This is a genomic window from Amycolatopsis keratiniphila, from assembly GCF_000400635.2.
In the GTDB taxonomy this organism is placed as follows: Bacteria; Actinomycetota; Actinomycetes; order Mycobacteriales; family Pseudonocardiaceae; genus Amycolatopsis; species Amycolatopsis keratiniphila.
This window is the reverse complement of the sequence record NC_021252.1, coordinates 4,567,097-4,591,685: the sequence shown is the minus strand read 5'-3', so window position 1 is coordinate 4,591,685 and position 24,589 is coordinate 4,567,097. Positions and strand designations below refer to the sequence as shown.

Sequence of the window (24,589 nt, the reverse complement as noted above, 5' to 3'; positions counted from 1 at the left end):
CCGATCCGGCACAGCCTAGCCGCGCGAACGGCGGATTTACAACGTTGTACCAACGATGTAAATCTGGCATCGTCCCTATGAGTGACATGGGTCACCGCAGATCCGTGTGCTCGACTTCCCCGAGGAGCGATCGATGTCCCTGCCCATCCGCCGCACCCTGCTCCTGGTGACCGGCCTCGCGCTCGCGCTGACGGCCTGCACCAGCCGTGAGACCCAGCAATCCGCCCCGTCGGGGGCGGGTCCCGCCGCTTCGGCGGCGCCGAACCAGGCCGCGGGGCCGGGCTGCGCCCGCGAGAAGACCGGCTACCCGCAGGTGGACGTGAAGAACGCGGTCATCGGCTTCTCCCAGTCGGAGAAGGAGGCGAACCCGTTCCGGATCGCCGAGACACAGTCCATCAAGGACGAAGCGAAGAAGCTCGGCGTCCCGGACGACAAGCTCCTGGTCACCAACGCACAGAGCGATCTCAACAAGCAGGTCAGCGATATCAAGTCCCTGCTGGACCGAGGTGCGCAGCTGCTCATCGTGGCCCCGTTGAACTCCGACGGCCTCCAGCCCGCCCTCGACGCGGCGAAGGCCAAGAAGGTCCCGGTCATCACGATCGACCGCAAGGTGACCTCGCAGCCGTGCGCCGACTACCTGACCTTCATCGGCTCGAACTTCGTCGAGCAGGGCAAACGCGCGGCGCAGGAGATGGTGAAGGCCACCGGCGGCACCGGGAAGGTCGCGATCCTGCTCGGCGCGTCCGGCAACAACGTGACCACCGACCGCACCAAGGGGTTCAAGGACGAGATCGCCGCGACCACGGGCATCCAGGTCGTCGCCGAGCAGACCGGCGAGTTCGACCGGTCCAAGGGCCAGGCGGTCATGGAGCAGCTCATCCAGAGCAACCCGGAGATCACCGCGGTCTACGCCGAGAACGACGAGATGGGCATCGGCGCGGTCACCGCGCTCAAGGCCGCGGGCAAGACGCCGGGCAAGGACGTCAAGATCGTCTCGATCGACGGCACCCGCAACGCCGTCCAGCTCATCGCCGACGGCAGCTACAACGCGGTGATCGAGTCCAACCCGCGCTTCGGTCCGCTCGCCTTCTCGACGCTGCAGGACTTCGCCGCGGGCAAGGAGATCCCGCCGACCGTCGTGATCTCCGACGACCAGTACGACTCGGCGAACGCCGCGCAGAAGCTCGGAAACGCGTACTGACGATGGAACCGGTTCTCGAGGTCGAAGGCGTGACGAAGACGTTCGCCGGGGTGCGCGCGCTCGACGACGTGTCGTTCGCGCTGCGGCCGGGCGAGGTGCACGCGCTGGTGGGCGAGAACGGCGCCGGCAAGTCGACGTTGATCAAGGTGCTCACCGGCGTGCACGAACCGGATTCCGGCACGATCCACGCGCGGGGCGAGATCTCCACGATCTACCAGGAGGTCAACCTCATCCCGCTGATGAGCGTGGCGAGCAACGTGTACCTCGGCCGCGAGCCGAGGAAGCGGTTCGGGCTGGTCGACTGGGCGCGGATGAACTCCGATGCTGCGGCCCTCCTGGCGGATTACGGCATCGACACCGACGTCCGTCGTCCACTCGGGACACTCGGTGTCGGCGCGCAGCAGATGGTCGCGCTGGCCCGCGCGGTGTCGGTCGACGCCGACGTCGTGATCATGGACGAGCCGACGTCCTCGTTGGAACCGCGCGAGGTCGAGACGCTGTTCGAGGTCATCGGCAGGCTGCACGAACGCGGGATCGCGATCGTGTACGTCAGCCACCGCATGGACGAGCTGTACCGGATCTGCGAACGCGTCACGGTGCTGCGGGACGGCAAGCGAGTCCACACCGGACCGCTCGCCGACCTGCCGAGGCTGGAGCTGGTGTCGATGATGCTCGGCCGCAGCGTCGGTGACATCCGCTCGCACGGCGCGACGGCCTTCGAGGGCGACCACGAGGCGGGCCGGGAACCGGTGCTACGCGCGGAGAACCTCACCAGCGGCAACCGGTTGGGCGGCGTCTCGGTGGAGATCAAACCCGGCGAGATCGTCGGCCTCGCGGGGCTGCTCGGCTCGGGCCGCACGGAGACCGCGCGGGCGATCGTCGGCGACCTGCCGCTGTCGGGCGGCACGGTGCTCGTCGGCGGAAAGCAAGTGCCACAAGGGAATGTGGCGGCCGCGATGCGCGCGGGCGTGAGCATGCTCGCCGAGGACCGCAAGATCGAAGGGATCATTCCCCATCTTTCGGTGCGGGAGAACATCGTGCTCGCCGCGTTGCCGAAGCTGTCCCGCTTCGGCCTGGTCAGCCGGGCCCGGCAGGACAGGATCGTCGACACGTTCGTGAAACGCCTGCGGATCAAGGTGTCGAGCCCGGATCAGAAGGTCGCCGAGCTCTCCGGCGGCAATCAGCAAAAGGTGTTGCTGGCCCGCTGGCTGTGTACCGAGCCGAAGGTGCTGCTGCTCGACGAGCCGACCCGGGGTATCGACGTCGGTGCGAAGGCCGAGGTGCAGGCGCTCATCGACGAACTCGCGAAAGAAGGGCTCGCCGTCCTGCTGATCTCGTCGGAGATGGAGGAGCTCCTCGACGGGGCCGACCGGCTGATCGTGCTCAAGGACGGCGCGGTGGTCGGGGAACTCGCTGGGGAGCAGCTGACCCAGGACCACGTGCTGGCCGCGATCGCCTCGGGCGGCATGGATGACTAGCACCCAGCGGAGAACGGAGGAACCGGGACCCACCATGACGGACACGGCGAAAACGGTGGACCGGACCCGGGTGGCGCGGTGGCTGCAGGAGTACGGCGTGTACGTCGCCGTCGTCGCGCTCGTGCTGTTCAACATCGCGTTCACGGCGAACTTCCTGACCGTCGGCAACTTCCGCACCCAGCTCATCCAGGCCGCGCCGGTACTGGTGGTCGCGCTCGGGATGGCGCTGGTGATCGGCACCGAAGGAGTCGACCTGTCGGTGGGCGCGGTGATGGCGCTCTCGGCCGCGCTCGTCCCGCTGTACCTCGGCGCCGGGACCCTGCCGGCGGTGGCCGTCGCGCTCGCGGCGGGGCTGGCCGCGGGGACGCTGAACGGGGTCCTCGTCGCCAAAGTCGGGATCCAGCCGATCGTGGCGACACTCGCCTTGCTCGTCGGCGGGCGCGGGCTGGCGCTCGTCCTCGCCGACGGCCAGCTGATCCAGTTGCACGACCCGGATTTCCTCGCGCTCGGCAACGGCGACGTGCTCGGGATCCCGGTGAGCGTGCTCATCGCGGCCGTACTGGCCGTGCTGGTGGCGGCGCTGGTCGGGAAGACGGCGTTCGGCAGGCGGCTCGTCGCCATCGGCGGCAACCGGCGGGCCAGCGTGCTCGCCGGGCTGCCGGTCAACCGCGTCCTCATCGGCGTCTACGCGATCTGCGGGTTGCTGGCGGCGCTGGCCGGGGTGCTCTCCACCGCGCGGCTCGGCGCCGGTGACCCCGCGGACGCCGGGCTGCTGATGGAACTGTCCGCGATCACCGCGGTCGTGGTCGGCGGCACCCCGCTGACCGGCGGCCGCGTCCGCATCCTCGGCACGGTGATGGGGGTCCTGCTCATGCAGCTCGTCCGCGCCACGCTCATCAAGCACAACCTGCCGGATTCGACCGCGCAGATGATCCAGGCCGCGATCATCGTCGGCGCGGTGTACGTCGCACGGGAACGGAGCAGCCGATGACCGCGGCGCCCACGATGGCCGCCCAGGACTCCACCCGGCGCGAGCTCATGACCGGGGTCCTGCAGAAACAGGGCGCGGCGATCGCGCTCGTGCTCATGGTCGCCGTCGCGTGGCTGCTGTTCCCGCGGTTCGGCAGCCTGGACAACCTGCGCGACATCGCGTTGCAGAGCTCCTTCCTCGCGATCATCGCGCTCGGGATGACGTTCGTGATCATCACCGGCGGCATCGACCTCTCGGTGGGTTCGGTCTACGCGCTCGGCGGGGTCCTCGCGGCCTATGGGTCGCAATGGGGATTCCTCGTCGCATTGCTCCTGCCGTTGGCGGTGTGCGGGCTGATCGGCCTGATCAACGGGTTGCTCGTCGCGAAGACCGGGATGGCTCCGTTCATCGTCACGCTGGCGTCGCTGCTGTTCGCCCGCGGGCTGCTGCTCGCGATCACCACCGAGGGCGCGACGACGTACAAGATCCCGGAGGGCGAGGCGTTCGTCGAACTCGGGCGCGGCACGCTGTTCGGGTTCGGCTATCCGGTGTTCATCGCGGCGGCGCTGTGCCTGCTCGGCGGGCTCCTGCTGCGGCGGACGCGGTTCGGGCAAGCGGTGTTCGCGACCGGCGGCTCGGAACAGTCCGCGAAGCTGATGGGGCTGCCGGTGGCGCGGACCAAGGTCACCGTCTACGTGATGAGCGGGGTGCTCTCCGGGCTCGCGGGCGCGCTGACCGCGGCCTATCTGCAATCCGGTGTCACGGTGATCGGGGTCGGCCTCGAACTGGACGCCATCTCCGTCGTCGTCATCGGCGGCACCCTGCTGACCGGCGGGATGGGCACGATTCTCGGAACGGTCATCGGCGTGGGCATCCGAACGGTCATCCAGAACGTCATCAACCAGATAGGAACTCTCGACAGCAACTACCAATCGGTGGTCAGCGGTGCGTTCCTGCTGGTGGTCGTTGTGCTGCAGCGGTCGCTGGCCCGTACGACCGCCCGGAGATAGGGGAGATCGCATGCACCGAAGAACCGCGCGGGCCCTGAGCGTCGTGGCCGGCCTGCTGGCCGCCGCGACGACATTCGTCCCCGTCGCCCAAGCCGCTCCTGTCCCGCTCCCGACCCCGTGGACGGACCAGGTCTCACCGTCGAACGCGCTGCCCGAGTATCCGCGCCCACAGCTGGTGCGCTCGGAATGGCTCAACCTCAACGGAACCTGGGGTTTCACCGGCGCGCCGAACCTGAATTCGCCGCCGATCGGCAGGCCGTTGAGCGAAAACGTACTCGTGCCTTACCCGATCGAGTCGATGCTTTCGGGGATCAAACGGCATGAGGACAACATGTTCTACCGGCGGACGTTCACCGTTCCGTCCACTTGGGACGGTCGCCGGGTGAAGCTGAACTTCGGCGCCGTCACCTGGGAGACCAAGATCTGGGTCAACGGGACGCCGGTCGGCGGCCACACCGGTGGCTTCGACGCCTTCTCCTTCGACATCACCCCGGCGCTGAAGGCCGGGGAGAACGAGATCGTCGTCGGCGTCGCGTCGCCGGTCGACGGCAGCCGGTACCCGGTGGGGAAGCAGCGCAAGTCGCCCAGCGGCATCTTCTACACGGCGGCGTCGGGAATCTGGCAGACGGTGTGGCTGGAACCGGTCCGGGCCGAGCACATCACGCGGCTCGACACCACTCCCGACGTCCCAGGCGGTGCGCTCGACCTCGTCGTCCAGGGCACTCCCGGGCAGCAGGCGACCGCCGAGGTGCTTTCGGGAGGCCAAGTGGTCGGCACCGCCACCGGTGCCGTCGGGTCCCATCTGCGGATCCCGGTGCCGAACGCGCGACTGTGGTCGCCCGAAGACCCGTTCCTCTACGACCTGCGGGTGCGGCTGCCGGGTGGCGACGTCGTCACCGGGTACTTCGGCATGCGGTCGCTGGGCAAGGCGATGGTCGGCGGCGTGATGCGGCCGCTGCTCAACGGCAAGTTCGTCTTCCAGCTGGGCACGCTGGACCAGGGATACTGGCCGGACGGCATCTACACCGCGCCGACCGACGAGGCGCTGCGGTTCGACCTCGAACGCCAGAAGGCCTTGGGCTTCAACATGGTCCGCAAGCACATCAAGGTCGAGCCGGCGCGGTGGTTCTACCACGCCGACAAACTGGGGCTGATGGTCTGGCAGGACATGCCGTCGCTCGACTCGATCGACGAGGTCCCGAACGGGCGCGCGAATTTCGAGTCCGAACTGCGGCGGATGATCGAGCAGCACAAGGGCATCACCTCGATCGTGCAGTGGGTGCCGTTCAACGAAGGCTGGGGCGAGTACGACGCCGGCCGCATCGTGGATCTGGTCCGCTCGATCGACGACACCCGGCTGATCAACCACAACTCGGGATCGAACTGCTGTGTGTCCGATCCGGATCCGGGCAACGGCGACGTGATCGACGACCACGCGTATCAGGTCTCCACCGGCACGAGGCAACCCGACGCGCGAAGGATCGCGGTGCTGGGGGAGTACGGCGGCCTCGGGCGGCGTGTCACCGGGCACGAATGGGAACCGGGCAAGGGCTTCGCGTACGGCGCGCTGTACCCGGACGAGACGTCGTTGACGAACCGGTACGTCGAGATCACCAAACAGGTCGGGCGGTTCGTGCACGGCCGGGGGCTTTCCGCGTCGGTCTACACCGAGCCGTACGACGTGGAGAACGAGGTCAACGGCTTCTACACCTACGACCGTCGCGTGCTGAAGATGACCGAAGCGCGGGTGCGCGAGATCAACCAGAAGGTGCTCGCCATCGCCAAGGGCACCGAGGTCGGCCGAGGCGAACTCCTGTCGCTTCGCGTCACGACGGCCGGGTACACGGATCGCTATCTACGGCACCAGGACGATTTCGTCCGCACGGACGTCCTCGGCGAAGGCAGTGCGGACCTCGGCAAGAAGGACGCGACGTTCTGGGCCCGGCAGGGATTGGCCGACGCGTCGTGCCTGTCGTTCGAGTCGCGGAACTACCCCGGGCACTTCCTGCGGCACGCGTCGTCGCGGATCCGCAAGGACCCGAACGACGGTTCGGCGTCGTTCGCCGGTGACGCGACTTTCTGCGCGAGGGAAGGTGCCGGAGGAACGGCGCTGGAGTCGTTCAACCAGCGTGGCGCCTTCATCCGCCACTACGCCGCGACCGTCTACCTCGCGCGCAGCGGCGGGCCGAACCCGTGGGACACGCCGTCGAGCTTCGCGGCGGACACGACGTGGGCGGCGTCGGTCCCGCTCTGGCGCAGCGGCGCGGATCTGCCACTGGACCAAGCGAGGTCGTTCAAGGTGACCACGCCCGGCTTCACGGACCGCTTCCTGCGGCACCGTGACGGCCTCGCGCGGACGGACGTGGTGAACGCGGGGAGCGCGGCGTTGCTGAAGGCGGACGCGACGTTCGTCGTGCGGCGCGGTCTCGCGGATCCGTCGTGCTACTCGCTGGAGGCGCGGAACTATCCGGGCAATTTCCTGCGGCACGCGGACTTCCGGGTGCGGCTGAGCGGGAACGACAACACCGACCTGTTCCGGAAGGACGCGACGTTCTGCGCCCAGCCCGGGGCCGGCGGCGTGCGGTTGGCGTCGGTGAACGAACTGGGCACGAACATGCGGCATTACGCCGAGGAGGTCTACGTCGCCACCAGCGGCGGCGGCCACCCGTTCGACAACCCGGTCTCGTACGACCAGGACGTCACGTGGGCGGTCTCCGCGGCCTGGGCTTCGTAGCCGGTCCGGTGGGTCGTGAGTGGCGATTCGGGTTAGAACACGAATCGCCACTCACGACCCTGCCGACCACGCCCGGTAACCTTGCCCCCATGACCGGCCCGGACACCCCCGCCTCCTTCAAACTCGCGTACGTCCCCGGCGTGACGCCCTCGAAGTGGGTCCGGATCTGGGAAGAGCGGTCGCCCGACGTCCCGCTCGAACTCGTCCAGACGACGGCCGCCGACGCGGTCGCGCTGGTCCGGGAGCGTGAGGTGGACGCCGTCCTGCTGCGGCTCCCGATCGACCGCGAGGGCTTGCACGCGATCCCGCTCTACACCGAGACGACGGTCGTGGTCGTCCCGAAGGACCACCTGGTCGCCGCCGCGGACGAGGTCTCCGTCGACGACATCGCCGACGAGGTCGTGCTGCACCCGCTCGACGACACGCTGGACTGGGAAACGCCGCCGGGCAAGCCCGCGCTGGAGCGGCCCGCCACCACCGCGGACGCCATCGAACTGGTCGCCGCCGGGATCGGGCTCTTGATCGTCCCCCAGTCGCTCGCGCGGCTGCACCACCGCCGTGACCTGACCTACCGTCCGATCTCCGGCACTCCCGAGTCCGGGGTCGCGCTGTCCTGGCCGGACGACGAGACCACCGACCTGATGGAGCAGTTCATCGGGATCGTCCGCGGCCGGACGGTCAACAGCACGCGCGGGCGCCAGCAGGCTCAGGAAAAGCAAGCGCCGGTGAAGAAGACCCCGGCGAAGGGCAAACGCCCTCTGGCCGCCGGCCGGAAGCCGCAGGCCGGGAATCGCCGCGCTCCCCAGGGCGGGAAACGCGGCAAGCCCCGTCGTCGCGGGTAGCGCCTTCGGCCGGCCTCGCAGGGCCGGGGTTGCGAAAGCCACTTTCGCAACCTTCAACGTTGCGAAAGTGGCTTTCGCAACTCAGCCGAACAGCGCCTTCACCGCGTCAAGCAGGTGAGCGCCGTCGTAGCGAGCCGCCGGACGTCGCTCCAGACACTGTCCCCGAACCACGCCGCATCCGAACTCGCGGCGCCTTGACGATCCGACACGGCGACGACCGCGGCCACGACCTCGCGAATCACGTCGCTTTCATGGCTGTCACGGAGGATGGTCCCGATCGAGGTGGCCGGATCCACCAGGTCCCACGGGGTGTCGTCCACCAGCCAATGGACGGCGTTCGTGAGGTCCGGCAATCGGTCGTCCCGGCCCACGCCGTCCAGCACCGGAGGCTCTGCCGCGAGCACTCTGAGTGCGTTGAGTACGTCCTCACGCCGACCGGGCCATGCGACGTCCATGTCAGCTCTCGCTGCGGGCGGCCTTGAGGCGCGCCTCCTCCTTGCGGACCTCGGCCTGGGTCTCGCGCTCCCGCTGCAGCCAGTCGGGGTTCTCGGACTTGATGGCGTCGATCTCTTCGGTGGTGAGGGCGCCGGTGATCCCGCCGCGCGCCAGACCACTGATGGAGACGCCCAGCTTCGCCGCGATGACCGGACGCGGATGCGGCCCGTTGCGGCGCAGGTCCCGCAGCCACTCTGGCGGCTCGGTCTGCAGTGCGTTCAGCTCGTCGCGGGAGACGACACCCTCCTGGAACTCCGCCGGGGTCGCCTCCAGGTACACACCCAGCTTCTTCGCCGCTGTCGCGGGCTTCATCGTTTGAGGGGTTTTCTGCGACGTCATTGCCTCAGGGTAACGCCCTGTGATCAGGTGCCCTTCTCGGGCAGTGTGACGATGCCGAGCGCGGTGAGCACCCCGGCCACCGCGACCGCGGCGAGGACGACCCAGGCGATCGGATGCCCGAGGTTGAGCGTCCAGTAGGTCCCGACCCGCCGGTGCACCAGCAGCGCCGGATCGTTCCGGTTCAGGTAGACCATCCCGGCCGCGTACCAGTGGCGGTCGTCGTCACGCTGTTCGTAGCGGGTCTCCGGTTCGTCGCCGGCGCGCGGCAACCGATGCCCGGCGTCCCCCGTCCGCACGGTGAAACCGAGCCACGCGATGAACGCGGCGGCGAGCGGGAGGTACGCCACGATCGTCACCGGCACCGTCGTCTCGACGACACCCCACCGCTGAAGCGAGACGACGAGCAGGGTCGCGTTGACACAGCCCGCCGAGATCAGCAGCAGTGCGAGAACGCCGTGCAGATACTCCCGGTATCGCGAGGCCGAAACCGCAGGTTGTGCGGCATCGATCTCCGGCCTGGCCCGTGAGATCGCGACGGCCATGAGCGAGGTCAGCACGATGACGGCGATCGGCGCGAAGACCGTCGAGAAGCCCGCCGCACCGGCGAGCCATCCGCTGACCGCCGTGGCGACCGCGAGCACCACCGAGGGCGTCAAAAGTATCCACTGTGGACGGACTGGATCCGAGCGCAGCGAGGTGTCGGTGCTGACTGCCTGGCGCGTGCCGGAATACCAGCCTTCCTCGCGTTTCGCGGCGGCGATCGAGCGGTGGGCCAGGCCGCCGAGCAGCGAGTAGACGGCGGTGAGAGCGAGCACGACGACCTCGGGCGCGAGCCAGCCGAAGAGCACCACGGCGCAGGCCACGATCGCACCCAGCCCGATACCCCGGTTGTAGCGACGGCGAGCGAGAAGGATGACGGCCTCTCCGGACCGCTTGGCCGGAATCCGGACACCGAAGGGGAGTGTCGGCCGGGCGAGCGTGGGCGCGGAGCCGAAGGCCGCCGCGATGAACGCGATCAAGGCCAGGTGCAGCCAGATCATCGCCGCGCGCTCACCGCGAAGGAGTCCAACACCGCTTCGCATCGGCTCGTCACTTCGCGCGGGCCCACGCCGAGAGCGACGGCTTCGGCGAGCAGGGTGCGCAGACGCTCCTGCCACTCGTCCGCGTAACCGTCGTCCGCCGGACCGGAGGTCGCGTCCCGCCGGACGACCGCGCCGGTCTTGCGGTTGATGCGGATGAACCCCTGCGTCCGCAGCAGGTCGTAGGCCTTGTTGACGGTGTGGAAGTTGATCGCCAGGTCGGCGCCGAGCTGCCGGGTCGAGGGCAGGGCGCTGCCCTCGGTGAGCGTGCCGTCGGCGACGGCTTCGACGATCCGGTCGCGGATCTGCTGGTAGATCGGAACCTCGCTGTCGAGGTCGAGAGTCAGCAACACCCGCCAAGGATATCTGCTATACACTTGATATAACAACTACATCAGCTGGCTGGAGTGGAAGGTGGTCATGATGGCGACGATCGACATCGCCGATGGCGGGATGCGGGTGAGGTTCTCGTCCTGGGAGCGGCTGGCCGTGTGGCGTGACGAAGTGGTCGTGCCGCCGTCGGCGATCAAGGCTGTCGAGCTCGTCGAAGAGCCCCTGCGACGGACGCGTGGGGGACGGGCCGGGGCGCTGATCAGCGGAGTGCTGAAGGTGGGTTACTGGGGGCTGGGCACGGGGACGCGCCAGCTGGTGTCGGCGCGCAGGGGTGTGCCGGGGTTGCGGATCGAGATCGACCGCGGGCTCGCCGGGCTCCCGTTCGACGAGGTGCTCGTCAGCGTGCCGAACGCGGCGGATCTCGTCGGCGTGCTCGTCTAGAGATAGTCGAAGAACCGGTCCCACCACGAAGGCGGCCGGTCCGGTGGATACAAGGCGTCGAAACCGCTGATCCCGGTGTACTTGGTCCACAGCGGGTGTTCGGAGACGGGCAGGTAGCCGAGCGCTTCCAGCTCGTCTTCGAGCCGTCTTCGCACCGACGCCGGGAAGAACTCGCGTTCCTCGTCTTCGTCGTAGCTGCCCGGATTTCCCAAGGTCACCGCGACGAGGCCGCCGAAGTTGCTGACCGTCACGGTCACCTGGTCCAGTGCGGCGGTCGCGTCCGCGGGGATCACGATCCGGCCGAGGTGGCTGGCGTCCTGGACATGACGGTCGACTTCGCAGGAACAGTCGAAGAGTCGCTCGAGCCGTTCGGCCAGCCGCTCGAACCGGGCCCGAGCGGCCGGTCCGTCGAAGTCGTGCGGCACCTCCCAGTGGCCGGGTTCGTCCAGCTCTCGCAGCAGTGCCCAGGTCTGCTGTTCGTCGAGGGGCATCGTCGCCTCCCGGCCTCGGGTGGTCTAGTCCACTTACCGAACTGACCTTAGCCAGCCGCGTCCCGCCCGGACAATGGTGGGACGAATTCCGGTCGAAAAATTTCGTGGGGTAGCGCCTGCACCACCCCGGATTCGGGAGCCTGCACTGCTGATCTTCGCGCCAGGTTCGGCCAAGGTCGTCAGTGTCGATCTCGTCGGAGAAGGAGTGCGAATGACGGTACGCAAGGGTGTGGTGGTCCTGACGGTGGCGGGGCTGATGGGCGCCGCGTGGACGACGGCGGCGGACGCGGCGCCGACCAAGGGAGCGGAGCTGCGGAAGAGCCTCGACTCGTTGGTGCGTCAGGAGAAATTCCCCGCCGCGCTGGTCGCCGTGAGCGACGGCAGGCGGACGACGTCGCTGGTCGCGGGCTCGTCGCGGATCGACCGCCAGGTCCCGGTCCCGCGTGACGGCAGGGTGCGGGCGGGCAGCAACACCAAGACGTTCACGGCGGTCGCCGTCCTGCAACTGGCGGCCGAGGGCAAGGTCGAACTGGACGCGCCGATCGAGAAGTACCTGCCCGGCATCGTGCGCGGGGAGGGCATCGATGCCACCAAGATCACCATCCGGCACCTCCTGCAGCACACCAGCGGGCTGCCGAACTACACCGAGTACCTGGGACTTCAGGATTTCGAGCGGATTCAGCACCGGTATTTCCCCACGCACGAACTGCTCGCCGCGGCCTTGAGCCACCCGGCGAAGTTCGCGCCCGGCACCAAGTGGGAGTACAGCAACACCGGGTACCTGCTGGCGGGCATGGTGATCGAGAAGGTGACCGGGCGCCCGCTCCAGGAGCAGATCACCGAACGCGTGATCAAGAAGGCGGGTTTGAAGAACACCTACTGGCCGCAGGTCGGTGACCAGACCATCCAGGGGCGGCACCCGCAGGGCTATGCCATCGGCAACTCCGCCACCGGCAAGGTGATCGACGCGACCGAGCTGGATCCGTCCTGGGGCGGTGCCGCCGGTCAGCTGATCTCGACGCCCAGTGACCTCGGCGAGTTCTTCCGGGTGCTGCTCGAAGGGAGGCTGCTGCCCGCCGCGCAGCTGGCCGAAATGCGGAAGACGGTCGACGCGCCCCTGTTCCCTGGCACGAAGTACGGCCTCGGCCTGATGAGCAACCAGCTCAGCTGCGGCGGTGTGTACTGGGGCCACGGCGGGGACATCCACGGGTTCGAAACCCGCGGTGGCGCCACGGACGACGGCCGCACCGTCGGGCTCGCGGTGACCGCGATGCCGGGGACCTTCGGCGACGGGGAGAAGGGCTCCAACGCCGTCATGGCCACTGTGGACACCGCGTTCTGCAAGTGACGACGCGAAGGCCACTTTCGCAACGCCTCACCCCACTAGATTCCCGATCGCGGTGCGGAATCCCTCCAGCGCCGCGCGATAGAAGCGCGGGCCGTAAGACACCCGTGCCACACCGAGTTCGCGCAGCGCGGCCAGATCCAGTTCCTCGCCGACGTTCCCGTTCACCGGGCACCCGAGTTCGGTGACCAGCGCGGCGAGGTCGTCCCGGCGCCGGACCCCGATCGGGTACACACAGTCGGCACCGGCCTCCCGGTAGAGCCTGCCTCGCCGGACTGTCTCGGCGAGCCGGTCGGGCTCGGGGATCCCGCGGTCGCCCAGGAACGTGTCGACCCGGGCGTTGACGACGATCGGGACCCCGGTGCCGGTCGCGGCCGAGCGGATCTCGGCGATCCGCTCGGCGTGCGCGTCCGCGTCGGCCAGGCCGCCCGACCGGTGATCGGTGTCCTCCAGGTTGCAGCCGACGGCTCCCGTCTCCAGCAGCCGGTCCACGAATTCCCCCGGTGCCAGGCCGTAACCGGCTTCCGCGTCCACGGTCACCGGCACCGGGACCACGCGGGCGATCCGTGCCGCCGCCGCGAACATCTCTCGCCACGGCGCGCCTTCGCCGTCGGGGTACCCGAGCATCGCCGAGACGGCGGCACTGGCCGTGGCGATCGCGGGGAAGCCCGCGGCCACCACGATTTCGGCGCTCGCCGCGTCCCAGACGTTCGGCAGTACGAGCATTTCCCCGTTGTGCAGGCCTCGGAGTGTTTCGGCCAGCGTCTTCGGATCGGTCATCGGTTTCCTCCTCGATCGGTACTGGACAGGGCGGCCGGCATGCGCAGAGCGACGAGCATGCCGACGAAGGCGAACGCCACGACAGCGGCCATCGCGGCCGTGAAACCGCTGCCGAACTCCTCGGGCGACAGATGGCTTCCGGCACCGGCGAAGACGGCGACCGCCACCGCCACCCCGAAGACCCCGCCGAAGATCCGCAGCGTCATGAACGCGCCGGAGGCTTGACCGATCTCGGCGGGCCGGACCGCTCCGACGGCCGAGCGCTGTGCGGCGGGCATGGCCGACGTGATCCCGGCGCCGCTGACGATCAGCCCCGGCAGCAGGATGGCGTAACCCGCGCCGGGTTCGGCGACCAGCACGATCCAGCTCATGCCGATCGTCTGCAGAAGCAATCCGATGGTGACGAACGTCCGCGCGCTGTACTTGTCCGCCAGCTTGCCGGCGAGCGGCGCGCAGATCATCAGGGTCGCGGTCCAGGGCATCATCCGCAGTCCCGCGTCGAACGGTCCGAGACCTTGCGCGGTCTGGAAATACTGGGGCAGGAAGAACAACGTGCCGTACAGCGAGGCGAAGACGCAGAAGTTCGCCCCGTTGGCCGTCGAGAAGGCGCGCAGCCGGAAGAACCGCATCGGCAGCATCGGCGCTTCGCTGCGGCGCTCCCACCACACGAAGGCGATCACCAGCGCGACGCCGAGGGCCAGCGAGCCCAGGACCTCCGCACTGTCCCAGCCCGCGAGGTTTCCCCGGACCAGGCCCCAAACGATGCCCAGCGATCCCAGTGACACCAGGACGACGCCGCCGTGATCGAGCCGGTGGCCCGGCCCGGTGCTCTCGTCGACGCGCCGGAGCGTCAGCAGGACCGCGGCCACGCCGACCGGCAGGTTGAGCCAGAAGATCCACTGCCACGCCAGCCCTTCGGCGATGACCCCGCCGATGAACGGGCCGCTGAACGTCGCCAGTCCGGTGAGCCCCAGATACAGTCCCATCGCCTTGCCCCGCCGCTCGGGCGGGAAGATCGCGCTGATCAGGGTGAGCGACAGCGGCAGCACCATCGCGGCGCCGGCGCCCTGCACCGCCCGCGCGACGATCAGCGCGCCGATGTCCTCGGACACCGCGCAGCCCACCGAGGCGAGGGTGAAGACCGTGAGCCCGGTGACGAACATGCGGCGGCGGCCGAACCGGTCGCCGAGTGCCGCCCCGGTGAGCAGCAGGACGGCGAAGCTGAGGTTGTAGGCGTTGACGATCCATTCGAGCTGCTCGATCGACGCGGACAGATCCTCGCGGACCGTGCCCAGCGCCGTCGTCACGACCTGGCTGTCCAGCGCCATCATGAACGACGCCAATGAGGCGAGCGCCAGGACCCACGCCTGTTTCGGGGTCAAGATTTCTCCTTGGAAGGGTTTCCGGGCATGACGAGGCACACGCCCCGCGGGGCGTGGCCAGGGGAACGCGGGCGTCAGCCGCGCAGCGAGCGGGGCAGCCCGAAGGCCGCGAGCAGTGAGTTGTCGAGGAACCGGGTCACCGCGGTGACCCGGTCGCCCGCGAGCTCCAGGACGAGCACGCCGTGCGCGTGGCCGATGGGCGTCCTCGGGTCGCGGAGGTAGCAGCCGAAGGCGGGCTGGCCGTTGGCGCGGGTCGGGATCAGCGAATACCGGCGGCCATCGCAGAGCGCGACGGTCGCCAGGAAGTGCCCGACGGCCTCCGGGCCCTGGTACTCCAACGGAAGCGGGGGCATGGTCAGCCAGGCGTCGTCGGTCAGAAGCGCCACGATGGCCTCGACGTCGCCGTTCTCGAAGGCACGGGTGAACTCGTCGACGATCCGGCGTTCGCGCGGGGAATCGGGCAGGGGAGCGGACTCCCGTTCACCTGGCGGCATCTCCTTGGCCAGCGCCGAACGGGCCCGGTTCAGCGCGCTGGTCACGGCGTTCTCGGTGGTGTCGAGGATGCCCGCCACCTCGGCGGCGCGGAACCCGAGGACGTCACGCAGGACCAGCACGGCCCGCTGCCGGGGTGGAAGTCGCTGGAGCGCCGCCAGGAACGCGAGCGAGATCGACTCCCTGGCCTCGTAGCGCGCCTCCGGGCCGGGCACCCGATCGGCGATCTCGGCGAGCAGCAGGTCCGGGTACGGCTCCAGCCAGCTGGGTTCCGGGCGGCGGCGCGTCGGCTCGGGCAAGGGGACCTCCGGTCGGTAGGCCGCGTGGTCGTGCGGGCGGCGGTCGCCCGCACGCAGCGCGTTGAGGCAGCGGTTGGTCGCGATCCGGTACAGCCAGGTCCGGATGGACGCGCGTTCCTCGTACGCGTCGATCCCGCGCCACGCGGCCAGCAACGTCTCCTGCAGCAGGTCCTCGGCGTCCTGCACCGAGCCCAGGATGCGGTAGCAGTGCACCTGCAGTTCACGGCGGTACGGCGCGACGAGGTCACGGAACGCCTCGCCGTCACCGGTCTTCGCCAGGGCCAGCAGCTCGTCCACCCGCATACCGGGTTCCCTCCTCTTGTGGTGTCTCTCGAAGGGATGGACACCGCCGTCGCCGGAAACTGGTCGGTCGGCGACCAGTTTCCCCCGGAATCGCGGAAAACCGGTTCGCGGTCCACATCGGAGTGGCTACACTCGCCACGAAATCACCCCGGCGAGGAAGGACAGGACCGTGCGTCATCACCACGCCGTCGTCGTCCCCTCGGCTCGCTACGAGGTGATCCTGGTGTCTCCGCGCATCCGGTGCCAGCCGCGCGGCTAGCACCGGCCCGTCTCACGAACGCCTGCCCCCTTCCCGTTGCCGCGCAACGGTGAAAGGCGCCTGTCCGCGTTCGCCGAATCGCGCCGTCGGAGTTTCCGCCAGTTCATTTCGAAAGGCCCGCGCCATGCGCACCGTCCCGCTGTCCGCCGTCCGCAACCTGGGCATCCTCGCCCATGTCGACGCCGGCAAGACCACCCTCACCGAACGGATCCTGTACGTCACCGGCACCACCTACAAACGAGGTGAGGTCCACGACGGCACGACCGTGACCGACTTCGATTCCCAGGAGCGAGACCGTGGCATCACCATCTTCGCCGCCGCCGTCAGCTGCACGTGGGACGGCCATCGCGTCAACCTGATCGACACCCCCGGCCACGTCGATTTCTCCGACGAGGTCGAACGGTCGCTGCGGGTGCTCGACGGCGCGATCGCCGTGTTCGACGGTGTCGCCGGCGTCGAGCCGCAGAGTGAATCGGTGTGGCGTCAGGCCGATCGGCACGGCGTGCCGCGGATCGCGTTCGTCAACAAACTCGACCGTGCGGGTGCCGACCTGGACGCCGCCGTGGCGTCCATCCGGGAGCGGCTGCATCCGCGTCCGCTGGTGGTTCAGCTGCCGATCGGGGCGGAAGACGGCTTCGTGGGCGTCGTCGACCTGCTGCGGATGCGGGCACTCGTCTGGGCGGATGGTGCCGAGACCGCCGAGGAAGGTCCGATTCCGGAGTCCCTTGTGGACGAAGCGGACCGGCGACGGCGTCTGCTCGACGAGGCCGTGGCGGAAGCCCATCCGGGCGCGCTGGAGGAGTTCTGTGTGTCGTCGGCGGTGTCGACGATGACGCTGGTCTCGGCGCTGCGCGAGCTGACCCGGAGCGGCGACGGCGTCGTGGTCCTGTGCGGCTCGGCCTACCGCAACCGCGGGGTGGAACCGTTGCTGGAAGCCGTGGTGGCGTATCTGCCCGCACCGTCGGATGTTCCGCCGGTCCAGGGCGAGTACGACGGCGCGACCCAGGAACGTCCCGCCGATCCGTCGGCGCCGTTCGCGGCACTGGCGTTCAAGGTGAACGCGACCGCCACCGGGCGGCTGACGTTCCTGCGGGTGTATTCGGGCACGATCCGGACTTCGGAGGCGGTGATGGACGTGGGCAGTGGCCGTATCGAGCGCATCGGCCGCATCCTGCGGGTCCAGGCCGACCGGCACACCAGGGTGGACAGCGCCGTCGCGGGCGACATCGTCGCGGTGGTCGGGCTCAAGACGGTCCGTCCCGGCGCGACGCTGTGCACGCCGTCGGAACCGCTCCTGCTCGAACCGCCCGTCTCGGCCGATCCGGTCGTCTCGGTCGCCGTCGAACCACGGACGGGTACCGACACCGAACGCTTGATGTCGGCGTTGGCACGGCTGGTCGAGGAAGATCCGTCGCTGCTCGTCCGCACCGATCGCGAGACCGGTCAGACCCTGTTGTCGGGCATGGGCGAACTGCATCTGGAGGTGGCGGTGGAGAAGATCCGGCGCGACCACGGGCTGGACGTCGGTGTCGGGCGGCCCCGGGTCGCCTACCGCGAGACGGTCGCGCGCGGCGTGTCCGGATTCGTGCACCGGCATGTCAAACAGGATGGCGGTGCCGGGCAGTTCGCCCACATCGTCATCGACACGGAACCGTTGGAGGAAGGGGAATTCGAGTTCGAGTCCACTGTGGTCGGTGGGCGGGTGCCGCGGGAATACGTCCGTGCCGTCGAAGCGGGTTGCCGTGACGCGCTGGCGGAAGGCCCGCTCGGCGGGCATCCGGTGACCGGTGTCCGGGTCACGCTGACGGACGGGGCGACCCACCTGAAGGACTCTTCGGAACCGGCGTTCCGGGCGGCCGGGCGGTTCGCGCTCCGGGCGGCGTTGGCCGCCGGCGAGATGACATTGCTGGAGCCGATCGCTGAAGTGACCGTGACGGTGCCCGAAAGCGCCGTCGGCGTGGTGCTCGGCGACCTCGCTGCCCGGCGCGGCCGGGTGCTGGGGTCGGTGGTGCGCGCGGGAACGACCGTGGTCACCGCGACCGTGCCGCTGGCCGAACTTTTCGGCTACGCGACGCGGCTGCGCAGCCGGACCCAGGGGCGGGGCACGTTCACCGCCCGGCCGGTCGGCCACGCTCCGGCACCGGAGGGCCTGCCGGTCCGGTAGTTCGCGCCTTCGCCGTGGTCCGAAGTCCGTCATTCACGTGATCAGACACGTAACTCGCGTGATCGGGCACGTAACTCGCGTGATTGGAGGCCGCACTCGGTGTTTCGCCTCTGATCACGCGAGTTCCGGCTTCAATCACGCGAGTGCGGTGCAGTGTTCCGACGATGGCCCGCCCACGACACTGTGGGCGGGCCGTCGCCCGGATCGCTGTCACCCGGCTATCGGGCGCCGGGCGACAGCCGTCTCAGCCGGTCACACCGAAGGCCACGGAGGACGGCAGTTCTGCCGCGGCAGCGCGTGCGATCCGTTGGTGTACACGCCGTCCGCGATCGTGTCCTCCATGATCGAACGGTGATCGGTGGGACGGGCCCACTGGTAGCAGAGGTGCTGGGCGAAATAACCGCCGGGCGCCTCGATGGTGTCGAAGTGGCAGACACCGTCGGTTTCGATGCAGTAGCGGATGAACGGGATACCGCCGAAGTCGGTGCGGCCGGGCCCGAACGACACGTAGCCGCCGAACGGCGACGGCGCCCCGGTACCCGCCGGGAGCACCGCGCTGATCCCGCGTCCCGGCGGACCGACGGGCTGCATCGGGTCGGCGAAGATCTTCGCCCGGAACCGCGACTTGTCCACGGCCAGTTTCCCGTCGGCGATGTCGTTCAGCACCAGGTTCGCGACGAGGGCGCCCTGCGAGTAGCCGACGACGGTGAATTCCGCCCCCGGGTTCTCGTCGAACGAGCTCTGGACGACACGGCGGGCCTCTTCGTGCCCGCGTGCGACGCTCTGGTCCATGGGCGTCTGGTCGCAGTTCGGTGCTCCGGCGGCCCCTGCCGGGTAGTGGACCACCTTCTTGATCCCGCCCCGCAACCAGGCGTCGTTGTACACGGTCGCGGCCCCGTCGCAAGTGCCGCCGACGAGGATGTAGTAGCGCGCCTGGTCGGCTTGGGCGGACGGCGCCATGACGCTGATCAAGCCGGTGGCCAGTGCGGCCGCCGCCAAGACCCCCCTGAGTTTCTTCACATTCATCGTCCTTTCGTTCGACTACGGTGCGTGGTCGAACGCTAGGGACGAGTCATGAAATTTTGATGAAACCCCCTTCGGGCATCAGCGGTGGGACAGGACGTTGACCACGTGGCCGCTCGGATCCCGGACGAAGAACCGCCGGACACCCCACGGTTCGTCGGTCAGTTCGTGCACGATCTCGGCACCGGAGGCCTTGGCCGCCGCGTAGCGCGCGTCGACGTCGTCGACCTCGATCGAAGCGATCGGCACGACGGGTGCCGTTTCGTCATGGGTCATGAGGCTCAGCTGGACCTCCGGCCGCTCCGGATCGGCCAGGGTCACGATCCAGCCGTGATCCATCACCACCTCGAAGCCGAGAACCTGTACGTAGAAGGCCTTCGCCTCCTCCAGCGTCCGTGTCTCGAGGTCGGTGACCACTCTGTTGATCGACATGCCCGGATACTGGCACAGGGGTCCGACGGTTTCGGGGGAGCAGGAGCGGCGTCGCCAGCATGAGCGCCCCGGCGATGCCGACCGCGGCGCGCGGGCCGGTGAACATGGCGAGCAGACCCCACAGCGCGGTCAGGCCGGCGGTGGTGAGCTTCCCGGCGATCGACCAGGCCGAAAGCGTGCGGGCCGCGCGGTCGAGGGGCACTTGTTCGAGCCTGCTGGTGGCGAGTACCGGGTTGAACACACCGATACAGGTGATCAGGCAGAGTTCGACGACGATGACCAGGATCAGGCCGGGCACACCGGGCTGGATGAAGACGAGCCAAACAGGCCAGCAGACCCGCAGCCAGCCGAAGACGAACAGGACCTTGCCCCGGCCGTACCGCGCGACGAAGGGCCGGGAGAGTCGCGCCCCGATCAGCCCGCCGAGGCAGGGCACGGCGAAGGCGACCGCGTACTCCCATGGCGCGAAGCCGAGCTGCCCGAGCATCAGCACGGCGAACAGCGGCGCGGTCGCCATGATCAGGCCGTTCACCACGATCGTGTTGACGAACAGGGGACGCAGCAACGGATGGGCGAGGATGAACCGCCAGCCCTCCCGCAGGTCGCGGCCGGTCAGCCGGGGACCTTCCGGCTTCGCGGGCGGTGGTTCCGAACCGCCCACGGCACGGATCCCGAGCGCCGAAAGCAGATAGCTGACCGCGTCGGTGGCGATCGTGATCACCGGCCCGAACAGGCCGACCGCGAAACCACCGAGCGGCGGCCCGAGCACGGTCGCCGTCCAGGTCGTCGACTCGAACCGGGCATTCGCGACCAGCAAGTCTTCGCGGGGCAGCAGAGTTTTGAGGAAAGCCCCGCTGGCGGCCAGGAACGTGATGTCGGCCGCCGCGACGACGACCGACACCGCGAGAAGCTGGCCGAAACCGAGCAGCCCGAACGCGTACGCCACCGGCACGGTCAGCAGCGCCCCGCACCGGACGAGGTCCATCGCGATCATCACCGGCCGTTTGCGCCGGAACTCGACCCACGGGCCGAGCGGCAGCGCGACCACCGCGCCGACGACGAGGCCGGTGGCCGCCAGCAGCGACACCTCGGCGGTGCCCGCGCCGAGCACCACGATCGCGATCAGGCTGAACGCGTCGAACGCGAACCTGGTCCCGAACGCGCTCGCCGCGTATGCCGCCCACAGCCAGCCGAACCGTCGCCCCAGCGATCTCCCACCCACGCGCGAGATCAAAGCAAGCCGTGGCCCCGAAGTCGAACAACGCGTCGTTGGCGGGTCACAACCGCGGGTTGTGCGACCCGCTCAGAGCTCCCCGAGCGCGGTGACCGGCGATTCGACGCAGTCGGCGACGAACCGCAGGAACCCGCCGGCGGTCCCGCCGTCGCACACCCGATGGTCGAACGCCAGCGTCAGCTCGCAGATCTTCCGCGCCACCAGTTCGCCGTCGACCACCCAGGCGCGGTCGATGATCCGGCCGATACCGAGGATCGCCGCCTCCGGGTGATTGATGATCGCGGCCGAGCCGTCCACCCCGAACACCCCGTAGTTGTTGACCGTGAAGGTCCCGCCGGTGAGGCCCGCCGGGCCGAGCTTTCCCTCCCTGGCCTGTGTGGTCCGGTCGCCGATCGCCGCCGAAAGCTCCCTTGTGGACAGTGAGCCCGCGTCGCGGACCACCGGCACGACGAGCCCGCGGTCGGTCTGCGCGGCGAAACCGAGGTTGATGTCCCGGAGCTGGACGATCTCGTCGCCTTCGACACGGGAGTTCAGCTCGGGGAACTTCCGCAGGCCCGCGACGGCGAACCGGGCGACGAGGCCGAGCAGGCTGACCGGGCGATCCGGCGCCGAGGCGTTGAGCGACTTCCGCGCGGCGACGAGCCCGGTGGCGTCGACGTCGACCCAGACCGTCGCCTCCGGGATCTGCCGCCGCGAGGTCGTCAGCTTGTCCGCGACCGCCTTGCGGACCCCGGTCAGCGGGATCCGTGTCTCGCCGTCTCGCTGCTCCGGGACGGCGAGGGCCGCTTCGACGTCGGCGCGCCGGATGATGCCGCCCGGTCCGCTGCCGGTCAGCTTCGTCAGGTCGATCTTGTTGTCCGCGGCCATTTTGCGGACGAACGGCGAGATCACGCCCGGCGTTTTCGACGGCTTCTCCGGGGTGGCGACGACGGTGCGTGTCCGGCGGCGCCTGGTCGTGGTGGTCGTGCCGTAGCCGATGAGGACGTTGCCGCTGCCCTCGCTCGCGGTCGTCACGCCGGGTTCGGTGAACCCGGGGCCGATGGTGAGCAGGGGAGCGCCGACGGGCAGCGACTGGCCGGGTTCGCCGTGGAGGCGGGTGACGACGCCGGCGAACGGCACCGGCACCTCGACGGCCGCCTTCGCGGTCTCGATTTCGACAACGGGCTGGTCGACGCCGACAGTGTCGCCCTCCGCGACGAGCCAGGTGACGATGGTGCCCTCGGTCAGGCCTTCACCGAGGTCGGGGAGCAGGAAGTCAGGCACCGGCCACCACCGGTTCGTCGTTCCACTGCAGCCGGGCGACGGTGTCCAGGATCCGGTCGACGTCCGGAAGCTGATGACGCTCCAGCTTCGGCGGCGGGTAAGGGATGTCGAGCCCGGTCACGCGCAGGACGGGCGCGTGCAGCTGGTGAAAGCACTGCTCGGTGATCCTGGCGACCACCTCGGCGCCGTAGCCGCCGAACCCGGCGGCCTCGTGGACGACGACCGCGCGTCCCGTGCGGCGCACCGAGGCGGCGACGGTCTCGTCGTCGAACGGGCTCAGCGACCGGAGATCGACCACCTCGACGTCCCAGCCCTCGGCGGTCGCGGCCTCCGCGGTCTCCAGCGCGGTGGCGACCATCGGGCCGTACGCGATGAGCGTGACGTCCTTGCCCTCGCGGCGCACGACCGCGCGGTCCATGGCCGCGCCCTCCCGGGTGAAGGACACGGGTTCCTTCGACCAGTAGCGGCATTTGGGTTCGAGGAAGATCACCGGATCCGGCGAGTCGATCGCGTCGCGCAGGAGGTCGTAGGCGTCCTGTGGAGTGCCGGGCGTGACGACGCGCAGGCCGGGCGTGTGGGTGTAGTAGGCCTCGCTCGAATCGCAGTGGTGTTCCACGCCGCCGATCCCGCCCGCGTAGGGGATCCGGATGACCATCGGCAGTGACAAGGCACCGCGGGTGCGGTTCCGCAGCTTCGCGACGTGCGAGGTGATCTGCTCGAAGGCGGGGTAGGCGAAGGCATCGAACTGCATTTCGACCACCGGACGGAACCCGCCCATCGCCATGCCGACCGCGAACCCGACGATGCCGGACTCGGCCAAGGGCGTGTCGAAACAGCGTTCCTCGCCGAAGTCGGCGGTGATGCCGTCGGTCACCCGGAACACGCCGCCGAGCGGGCCGACGTCCTCACCGAAGATCAGCACACGGTCGTCGTCCTTCACCGCGTCACGCAGAGCGGCGTTGAGCGCTTGTGCCATCGAGATCTCGGACATCAGGCCTCCAGTTCGGCCGCGACCAGCGCCCGCTGGGCGGCCAGCTGACGGGTCGGGACGGCGTACACGTGCTCGAACAGCGACAACGGATCCGGCTCGACGTCGGCGTTGAGGGTGTCGCGCACTCCGGCGGCGAACGTCTCGGCTTCGGCTCGGAATCGCTCGATGTCGTTGTCGGACAACAGGTTCTCGTTGGTCAGGTAGGTCTGGAGGCGGCGAACCGGGTCGGCCGCGCGCCATTTCTCGACCTCGGCCTGGTCGCGGTAACGGGTGGCGTCGTCGGCGTTGGTGTGCGCGTCGATCCGGTAGGTGTGCGCCTCCACCAGGACCGGCCCGCGACCGGAACGCGCGTGCGCGACGGCGTCGTCCAGCACGGACAGGACGGCGAGGGCGTCGTTGCCGTCGACCTGTTCGGAGCGGACGCCGTAGCCGACGCCCTTGTACGCCAGCGCGGGCGCGGCGCTCTGCTTCTCGAACGGCACCGAGATCGCGAACCCGTTGTTCTGCACGAAGAACACCACCGGCGCCTTGAACACGGCGGCGAAGTTGAGTGCCTCGTGGAAGTCGCCCTCACTGGTGGCGCCGTCGCCGATGAGCGCGAACGCGACGGCGTCCTCGCCCCGGCGTTGCATCGCGTGGGCGAGCCCGGCGGCGTGGAGGGTCTGTGTCGCCAGCGGGGTGCACTGGGGAGCGACCCGCGTCTTGGCGGGGTCATAGCCGCAGTGCGCGTCGCCGCGGAGCAGCGTCAGGATCTCGCCGGGTTCGAGGCCGCGAGCGACCAGCGCGACCGAATCGCGGTAGGTGGGGAAGAGCCAGTCGGCGTCGGTGAGGGCGAGCGCGCTCGCGACCTGGCAGGCCTCCTGGCCGGCGCTGGACGGGTACACGGCGAGGCGGCCCTGCTTGGTCAGCGCGGTCGCCTGCGCGTCGAACCGGCGGCCGAGCACCATCAGCCGGTAGGCCTCGACGAGCCGTTCGGACGGCGGCACGGTGTAGCCACCGTGCTCGTTGACGCGTGTGCCGTCCTCGGCGAGGAACCGCACCGGGGTTCCGGACGGCAGCAACGCGGCGGCAGGGGTCTCCCGCGACATGGCGCAGCACCACCTTTCACAGACATATGATGCTGAGATGGTGGTTTCCGGAGTCCCAGTGTTCAAGAGGCGTGCGAAATGAGCGACAAACTGCCCGCAGAATCGGTTCAGCCGGACCGAC

The 24,589-nt window shown here is 69.2% G+C and carries 22 protein-coding genes and 1 pseudogene; 9 read left to right on the top strand and 14 right to left on the bottom strand.

Annotated features, from left to right (window positions below; all coding sequences use genetic code 11):
* The first annotated feature begins 133 nt into the window (after positions 1 to 133).
* The 6 genes from AORI_RS61915 (at position 134) to AORI_RS61890 (ending at position 8,235) form a co-directional block, all read left to right on the top strand.
* Positions 134 to 1,201 (top strand): ABC transporter substrate-binding protein, encoded by a 1,068-nt coding sequence (locus AORI_RS61915; RefSeq protein ID WP_016334530.1) that lies wholly within the window; start codon positions 134 to 136, stop codon positions 1,199 to 1,201.
* Positions 1,202 to 1,203: 2 nt separating this feature from the next.
* The gene (locus tag AORI_RS61910) at positions 1,204 to 2,679 is read left to right on the top strand and encodes a sugar ABC transporter ATP-binding protein (protein WP_016334529.1); all 1,476 of its coding nucleotides are present in this window, start codon (positions 1,204 to 1,206) and stop codon (positions 2,677 to 2,679) included.
* Positions 2,680 to 2,713: 34 nt separating this feature from the next.
* Positions 2,714 to 3,670 carry an ABC transporter permease gene (locus AORI_RS61905; RefSeq protein WP_016334528.1) on the top strand — a complete coding sequence of 319 codons (957 nt, stop codon included), beginning with the start codon at positions 2,714 to 2,716 and terminating at the stop codon, positions 3,668 to 3,670.
* Positions 3,667 to 4,659, top strand: a complete 993-nt coding sequence (locus AORI_RS61900) for an ABC transporter permease (RefSeq protein ID WP_016334527.1) — start codon at positions 3,667 to 3,669, stop codon at positions 4,657 to 4,659. Before AORI_RS61905 ends, AORI_RS61900 begins: the two co-directional genes overlap by 4 nt.
* Positions 4,660 to 4,669: 10 nt before the next feature.
* Positions 4,670 to 7,393 carry an AbfB domain-containing protein gene (locus tag AORI_RS61895; protein WP_016334526.1) on the top strand — a complete coding sequence of 908 codons (2,724 nt, stop codon included), beginning with the start codon at positions 4,670 to 4,672 and terminating at the stop codon, positions 7,391 to 7,393.
* A gap of 89 nt (positions 7,394 to 7,482) precedes the next feature.
* Positions 7,483 to 8,235, top strand: a complete 753-nt coding sequence (locus AORI_RS61890) for a LysR family substrate-binding domain-containing protein (protein ID WP_016334525.1) — start codon at positions 7,483 to 7,485, stop codon at positions 8,233 to 8,235.
* A gap of 98 nt (positions 8,236 to 8,333) precedes the next feature.
* Here the strand turns inward: AORI_RS61890 and AORI_RS61885 are convergent, their stop codons facing one another.
* Genes AORI_RS61885 through AORI_RS61870 form a run of 4 tightly spaced genes read right to left on the bottom strand, consistent with a single transcriptional unit; the run spans position 8,334 to position 10,501 of the window.
* On the bottom strand, positions 8,334 to 8,690 hold the full coding sequence (locus AORI_RS61885; RefSeq protein WP_063751880.1) for an SCO4402 family protein: 357 nt from the start codon (positions 8,688 to 8,690) through the stop codon (positions 8,334 to 8,336).
* A 1-nt stretch (position 8,691) separates the two neighbouring features.
* Positions 8,692 to 9,069 carry a DUF5997 family protein gene (locus AORI_RS61880; RefSeq protein WP_063272525.1) on the bottom strand — a complete coding sequence of 126 codons (378 nt, stop codon included), beginning with the start codon at positions 9,067 to 9,069 and terminating at the stop codon, positions 8,692 to 8,694.
* Positions 9,070 to 9,092: 23 nt separating this feature from the next.
* The gene (locus tag AORI_RS61875; RefSeq protein ID WP_016334522.1) at positions 9,093 to 10,109 is read right to left on the bottom strand and encodes a DUF1648 domain-containing protein; all 1,017 of its coding nucleotides are present in this window, start codon (positions 10,107 to 10,109) and stop codon (positions 9,093 to 9,095) included.
* Positions 10,106 to 10,501 (bottom strand): GntR family transcriptional regulator, encoded by a 396-nt coding sequence (locus tag AORI_RS61870; RefSeq protein WP_016334521.1) that lies wholly within the window; start codon positions 10,499 to 10,501, stop codon positions 10,106 to 10,108. Before AORI_RS61870 ends, AORI_RS61875 begins: the two co-directional genes overlap by 4 nt.
* A 70-nt stretch (positions 10,502 to 10,571) precedes the next feature.
* Between AORI_RS61870 and AORI_RS61865 the strand changes: the two genes are divergently transcribed.
* Positions 10,572 to 10,922: a hypothetical protein gene (locus AORI_RS61865; protein WP_043848856.1), complete on the top strand. Its 351-nt coding sequence runs from the start codon at positions 10,572 to 10,574 to the stop codon at positions 10,920 to 10,922.
* Here AORI_RS61865 and AORI_RS61860 read toward each other — a convergent pair.
* The gene (locus tag AORI_RS61860; RefSeq protein WP_016334519.1) at positions 10,919 to 11,413 is read right to left on the bottom strand and encodes a hypothetical protein; all 495 of its coding nucleotides are present in this window, start codon (positions 11,411 to 11,413) and stop codon (positions 10,919 to 10,921) included. The genes AORI_RS61865 and AORI_RS61860 overlap by 4 nt on opposite strands.
* 211 nt (positions 11,414 to 11,624) lie before the next feature.
* Here AORI_RS61860 and AORI_RS61855 point away from each other — a divergent pair, with 211 nt between their 5' ends.
* Positions 11,625 to 12,761 (top strand): serine hydrolase domain-containing protein, encoded by a 1,137-nt coding sequence (locus AORI_RS61855; protein WP_016334518.1) that lies wholly within the window; start codon positions 11,625 to 11,627, stop codon positions 12,759 to 12,761.
* 27 nt (positions 12,762 to 12,788) lie between these two features.
* Here AORI_RS61855 and AORI_RS61850 read toward each other — a convergent pair whose 3' ends face one another.
* From AORI_RS61850 to AORI_RS61840, 3 genes are all read right to left on the bottom strand, one after another.
* Positions 12,789 to 13,538, bottom strand: a complete 750-nt coding sequence (locus AORI_RS61850; RefSeq protein WP_016334517.1) for an isocitrate lyase/PEP mutase family protein — start codon at positions 13,536 to 13,538, stop codon at positions 12,789 to 12,791.
* Positions 13,535 to 14,920, bottom strand: a complete 1,386-nt coding sequence (locus AORI_RS61845; protein WP_016334516.1) for an MFS transporter — start codon at positions 14,918 to 14,920, stop codon at positions 13,535 to 13,537. Before AORI_RS61845 ends, AORI_RS61850 begins: the two co-directional genes overlap by 4 nt.
* Before the next feature lie 74 nt (positions 14,921 to 14,994).
* On the bottom strand, positions 14,995 to 16,014 hold the full coding sequence (locus tag AORI_RS61840; protein WP_016334515.1) for a sigma-70 family RNA polymerase sigma factor: 1,020 nt from the start codon (positions 16,012 to 16,014) through the stop codon (positions 14,995 to 14,997).
* Positions 16,015 to 16,397: 383 nt separating this feature from the next.
* Between AORI_RS61840 and fusA the strand changes: the two genes are divergently transcribed.
* Entirely contained in the window at positions 16,398 to 18,437 is a 2,040-nt protein-coding gene (fusA, locus tag AORI_RS61835) for an elongation factor G (RefSeq protein WP_016334514.1), read from the top strand.
* Between the two features lie 252 nt (positions 18,438 to 18,689).
* On the opposite strand, the gene AORI_RS61830 is transcribed toward fusA, so the two are convergent.
* The 6 genes and pseudogenes from AORI_RS61830 to pdhA all read right to left on the bottom strand — a co-directional run bounded on the left by AORI_RS61830 (position 18,690) and on the right by pdhA (position 24,468).
* A complete protein-coding gene (locus AORI_RS61830; protein WP_016334513.1) occupies positions 18,690 to 19,463 on the bottom strand; it encodes a PE-PPE domain-containing protein in 774 nt (257 codons plus the stop codon).
* 78 nt (positions 19,464 to 19,541) lie between these two features.
* Positions 19,542 to 19,817, bottom strand: a pseudogene (locus AORI_RS61825) (VOC family protein); the annotation flags it as partial.
* Positions 19,726 to 21,114 carry an MFS transporter gene (locus tag AORI_RS61820; protein WP_016334511.1) on the bottom strand — a complete coding sequence of 463 codons (1,389 nt, stop codon included), beginning with the start codon at positions 21,112 to 21,114 and terminating at the stop codon, positions 19,726 to 19,728. The pseudogene AORI_RS61825 and the gene AORI_RS61820, both read right to left, overlap by 92 nt.
* A gap of 81 nt (positions 21,115 to 21,195) precedes the next feature.
* Positions 21,196 to 22,389, bottom strand: a complete 1,194-nt coding sequence (locus tag AORI_RS61815) for a dihydrolipoamide acetyltransferase family protein (RefSeq protein ID WP_016334510.1) — start codon at positions 22,387 to 22,389, stop codon at positions 21,196 to 21,198.
* Positions 22,382 to 23,380 carry an alpha-ketoacid dehydrogenase subunit beta gene (locus AORI_RS61810; protein WP_016334509.1) on the bottom strand — a complete coding sequence of 333 codons (999 nt, stop codon included), beginning with the start codon at positions 23,378 to 23,380 and terminating at the stop codon, positions 22,382 to 22,384. Before AORI_RS61810 ends, AORI_RS61815 begins: the two co-directional genes overlap by 8 nt.
* A complete protein-coding gene (gene pdhA, locus AORI_RS61805) occupies positions 23,380 to 24,468 on the bottom strand; it encodes a pyruvate dehydrogenase (acetyl-transferring) E1 component subunit alpha (protein ID WP_016334508.1) in 1,089 nt (362 codons plus the stop codon). The genes AORI_RS61810 and pdhA overlap by 1 nt, the downstream gene beginning before the upstream one ends.
* Positions 24,469 to 24,589: the final 121 nt, after the last annotated feature.